5 protein-coding genes are annotated in these 4,030 nt (G+C 64.7%); 4 read left to right on the top strand and 1 reads right to left on the bottom strand.

Annotation, left to right across the window (positions count from 1 at the left end):
- Positions 1-196 precede the first annotated feature (196 nt).
- The gene (locus GSQ83_RS22790) at positions 197-1,060 is read left to right on the top strand and encodes a glycosyltransferase family 2 protein (protein ID WP_174246719.1); all 864 of its coding nucleotides are present in this window, start codon (positions 197-199) and stop codon (positions 1,058-1,060) included.
- Positions 1,057-1,758, top strand: a complete 702-nt coding sequence (locus GSQ83_RS22785; protein ID WP_158805163.1) for a TVP38/TMEM64 family protein — start codon at positions 1,057-1,059, stop codon at positions 1,756-1,758. The genes GSQ83_RS22790 and GSQ83_RS22785 overlap by 4 nt, the downstream gene beginning before the upstream one ends.
- A gap of 140 nt (positions 1,759-1,898) precedes the next feature.
- On the opposite strand, the gene gluQRS is transcribed toward GSQ83_RS22785, so the two are convergent.
- The gene (gene gluQRS / locus GSQ83_RS22780) at positions 1,899-2,759 is read right to left on the bottom strand and encodes a tRNA glutamyl-Q(34) synthetase GluQRS (protein ID WP_174246718.1); all 861 of its coding nucleotides are present in this window, start codon (positions 2,757-2,759) and stop codon (positions 1,899-1,901) included.
- A 142-nt stretch (positions 2,760-2,901) separates the two neighbouring features.
- On the opposite strand from gluQRS, the gene GSQ83_RS22775 reads away from it, so the two are divergent.
- Together GSQ83_RS22775 and GSQ83_RS29675 are read left to right on the top strand one after the other, a co-directional pair.
- On the top strand, positions 2,902-3,570 hold the full coding sequence (locus GSQ83_RS22775) for an alpha/beta hydrolase (RefSeq protein WP_158805162.1): 669 nt from the start codon (positions 2,902-2,904) through the stop codon (positions 3,568-3,570).
- Between the two features lie 143 nt (positions 3,571-3,713).
- The coding region (locus GSQ83_RS29675; protein WP_174246730.1) for an HNH endonuclease at positions 3,714-4,030 on the top strand (317 nt) is incomplete at its 3' end.

The raw sequence follows: 4,030 nt of genomic DNA, 5'->3' as shown, positions 1-4,030 counted from the left end.
AGCCCATACCGCGTGCCGGTCGCCCGCCTGGCCGCCGCACAGGCCGCACTCGGCGTGTCACGTGACCGCACTGCCTGAACTGTGACAAACACGGCCATCTTCTGACCATTCTCCGGGGGTTTTCTACGACTTAACGAGGGTTCGGCGGGCAATCCCTGTCCCGCCGTCCTGGTTAGAGCAAGGAGTCAGAAGACCGATGAGCCAGGCGATGAGTTCGTCTCAGTTTTCCGGTCTGCCCCTGATTTCGGTCGTCGTTCCGGTCAGGAACGAGGCGCCGAATATCCTGCCGCTGATCGGCGAGATCCGCGCGGCCCTCATCGGGACGCCCTACGAGATCATCTATGTCGATGATGGCAGCACGGACGAAACCCCTCAGCGTCTGCGTCAGGCTCTCGCCGAGGGCGCGCCGCTGCGCATCATCCGCCACCGCACCAGCGGCGGGCAGAGCTCCGGTGTTGTCAACGGCGTGAAACATGCGCGTGGCACCTGGATCGCGACCCTGGACGGCGACGGCCAGAACGACCCAGCGGCCATCCCCGAGATGCTGTTACGTGCGCAGCGCGAGGAGAAGGCCGGGACGCAACCGATCCTGATCGCCGGCTGGCGCCAGAAGCGGCGCGACAGCTCGGCCAAGCGTCTTGGCTCGCGCTTCGCCAATAAGGTGCGCGCGGCCATCCTGAAGGACGCGACGCCCGATACGGGTTGCGGCCTGAAAGTGTTCCGGCGCGACGCGTTCCTGGAAGTGCCGCATTTCGATCACATGCACCGCTACCTGCCGGCGCTGTTCATCCGCGCGGGTGGCCGGGTGATCTCGGTTCCGGTCAATCACCGGCCGCGCACCGAGGGTAAGTCGAATTACAACAACTTCCAGCGCCTGCGGGTCGGCATCGTCGATCTCGCCGGAATGTATTGGCTGCAGCGCCGCTGGAAGCATCCCGAGGTTGAGACCACGCCGCTGGAAATCGGCATCCCCAGGGTGGCGGCTGAAACAGCCCTCCTCGACACCGCGACGGCCGCTGATCATACACTCGGCACGGCAACGATAGGACAGCGGGCATGAGCGCGCATTCCGGCCCCGCTATCTCCGGCGCGAGCGCGCGGCCGGAGGCTTGGCGGCTCTTCGTCAAGCCGCTCGGCCTACTGGTCGGGCTGGTGATCGCGGGCGTCGTGCTCAAGACGCTGGCCGGCGGCGTCAAGGGCGGTTTTCTCCAGCACTACGTCATGGGCCATGGGCTTCAGGGCGAGATCGTCTTCGTGGCGGCGGGCGCGTTGCTTTGCGCCGCCGGATTGCCTCGGCAGGCCGTGGCCTTCGCTGGCGGCTATGCTTTCGGCCTCAAGCTTGGTCTGGCGCTTGCCATGGTGGCGCAGGTTACCGGCTGCGTGATCGACTTCTTCTGGGCGCGAGCCTTCGCGCGGGAGTGGGTGCGCGGGCGTCTTGGTAGCCGACTGGCTTGGCTCGATCGCAAGCTTGGCTCGCAGCCCTTCACCGCGTCGCTCACTCTTCGGCTACTACCGGTCGGCAATAACGTCGTGCTGAACCTGCTGGCGGGGCTGTCATCGGTGCGGCCGCTACCGTTCTTTCTTGCCTCGGTCCTGGGCTATCTCCCGCAGACCCTCGTCTTCGGGCTGCTCGGCAGCGGCGTGCAAGTGTCCCATACGACTCAGATCGCGCTTGGTATCGCCCTCTTCATAGCCTCTGCGGGACTTGGCGTTGTGTTGATGCAGCGGTCTCGCCGGTTGGAGCCTTCGCTGGCTTAAGGACTGCGTTCGGGCGTGATGATCACTGCGGTCCAAGGATCCGTCATGGCACGCGAAGGCGTGGATGCCCGGCCTTGGCCGAGCATGACCTAGTGGGACATACCGCTCCAGATTCTGCCCGAGCGCGTATAAACATATGTTTATACGCGCTCGACCATTTCTAGCACTTCGGCCGGCGTCATGCCACTCTGTCGTAGCGCCCGCAGGCTGAGCGACCCGTCCCGCTTTGCCAACCGGCGACCAGTGCTGTCCAGCATAAGCGGATGATGAGCGTAGCGCGGTTCGGGCCAACCCATGAGCACCTGTAGCAAACGGTGGATGTCGGTCGCGGCGCGTAGGTCCTCGCCTCGGGTGACGACGCTGACTCCTTGAAACGCATCGTCATGAGTCACGCAGAGATGGTAGCTCGCGGGCGTCTCCTTGCGCGACAGCACGACATCGCCGAAGGCGGCGGGATCGCAGCGGATCGTCCCACACCCATCTTCCTCGTAGGTCAGCGGTCCGGTGGTAGCGACCGCGTCGTTCATACGCAGCCGCCAGGCATGGGGCTCGCCCCGGGCGATGCGGGCGGCGGCAAGCGCCAAAGGAATAGCGGCGCAGATTCCCGGGTAGATCGCACCCTCCGGCCCATGCGGCGCCGCATCCGCCGCAGAGATTTCCCGGGCAATCTCTTCGCGCGTGCAGAAGCATGGGTACAGCAAACCCCGGCTCCGCAGAGCATCGAGAACCCGAGCGTATTCCGCGAAATGCTCCGACTGGCGGCGCGGCTCGCTATCCCAGTCGAGACCCAACCACGCGAAATCCTCGAGGATCGCGGCCTCATATTCCGGCTTGCAGCGAGTGGTGTCGATGTCCTCTATTCGCAGGAGGAAGCGGCCCCCAGCCTCCCTCGCGCGCCGCCAGGCAAACAGGGCCGTGCGAGCGTGGCCGGCGTGCAGCAGCCCGGTGGGACTCGGGGCGAAACGCGTGACGATGGGTGCGGAGCTTAGCGAAGTCTTCACCGCGTACTAGTCACCGGTCGTCTCGTCGTATCACAACACATGCCTGTTGGATGACGATATCGAGTTTCTGTCTTCAGGTCTGTAGGGCACAAGGGCGTTGCCGTCATCGATCTCCGGTCCACACCCTACAGGAATTACGGAAATGTCTGTTCTGAGCGGCCCCCGCTTCGGTCCAACCGCCGGTGGCCGGGCGCAGGGTCTCGTGGTGCTATGTCATGGCGTCGGGTCGGATGGTGACGACCTCATCTCTCTTGCGCCCATGCTGGCGGCGAAGCTGCCCAATATCCTCTTCGCCTCACCGCACGGACCGGAGCCCTACGACATGGCGCCGTCCGGCCGGCAATGGTTCAGCCTCGCCGACCGAAGGCTTGCGCCGATGGAGGCCGGGGTGCGGATCGGGCGTCAGGCGCTGGACCAATACGTCGATGCTACGCTCGCCGAATTGCATCTCCCAGCAACCGCCTATGCGCTCGCTGGTTTCAGCCAGGGCGCGATGGTGGCGCTGTTCGCGGGGCTGCGGCGAGCCGCCGCGCCGCGTGCCATTCTCGCCTATTCCGGCATGCTGCTTGGTCCCGACAAACTTGCCGAGGAGATGGCCAATCACGCGCCGGTTCTGATGGTGCACGGCGAACAGGACGAGGTCGTACCGGCCAATATGAGCCGCATGGGCGCGAAGGTGCTCGAACGCTTGGGTGTGCCCACGCACCTCGTTCTGCGACCAGACCTCGGCCACAGCATCGACAACGCGGGCGTCGCGGAGGGGGTTGCGGCCTTGGCTAAGGCTTTCGCGAGACCCGCCCCTGCCGCATGACGAGGGCGTGACACAAAGGGCGCGGTGCTTGCTCCGCCCGGTGGGCTTTGCAATAGTCGCTAACGGATTCGGCGGCGCACCACATCTGGCGGGTTGAGCGGCTTTTCACCCACCAGATATCGCCGCGGGTGAAGGAGCGGCGATTGCCTGACGGCGGCCAGCACTATCCAGCCTTGGTCCTGAACGCGGATTTCAGGCCTCTTTCTTATTTTCCGCTATCCGTCTGGTCCTGGCAGGATGCTGTCAAGGCGGTGTTCCTGGATCGCGTCTCCGTTCTCAATGAGTATGAGACCGAGGTTCACTCGCCGAGCCTGACGATGAAGCTGCCGAGCGTCATCGCGCTCAAGGACTATATCCCCTCCTCCCGGCGCCCCGCCTTCACGCGCTTCAACGTGTTTCTGCGAGACGGCTTCGCCTGCCAATATTGCGACGAGCGGTTCCCGACGCCGGAACTGACCTT

The organism is Acidisoma sp. L85 (genome assembly GCF_009765865.1).
Classification (GTDB): domain Bacteria; phylum Pseudomonadota; class Alphaproteobacteria; order Acetobacterales; family Acetobacteraceae; genus Acidisoma.
Note: the sequence above shows the minus strand (reverse complement) of the source record. Positions and strands in the feature narration are given on the sequence as shown.

Coding starts and splice junctions, on each gene's coding strand:
- GSQ83_RS22790 (WP_174246719.1), top strand. CDS start 197: ATGAGCCAGGCGATGAGTTCGTCTCAGTTTTCCGGTCTGCCCCTGATT.
- GSQ83_RS22785 (WP_158805163.1), top strand. CDS start 1,057: ATGAGCGCGCATTCCGGCCCCGCTATCTCCGGCGCGAGCGCGCGGCCG.
- GSQ83_RS22775 (WP_158805162.1), top strand. CDS start 2,902: ATGTCTGTTCTGAGCGGCCCCCGCTTCGGTCCAACCGCCGGTGGCCGG.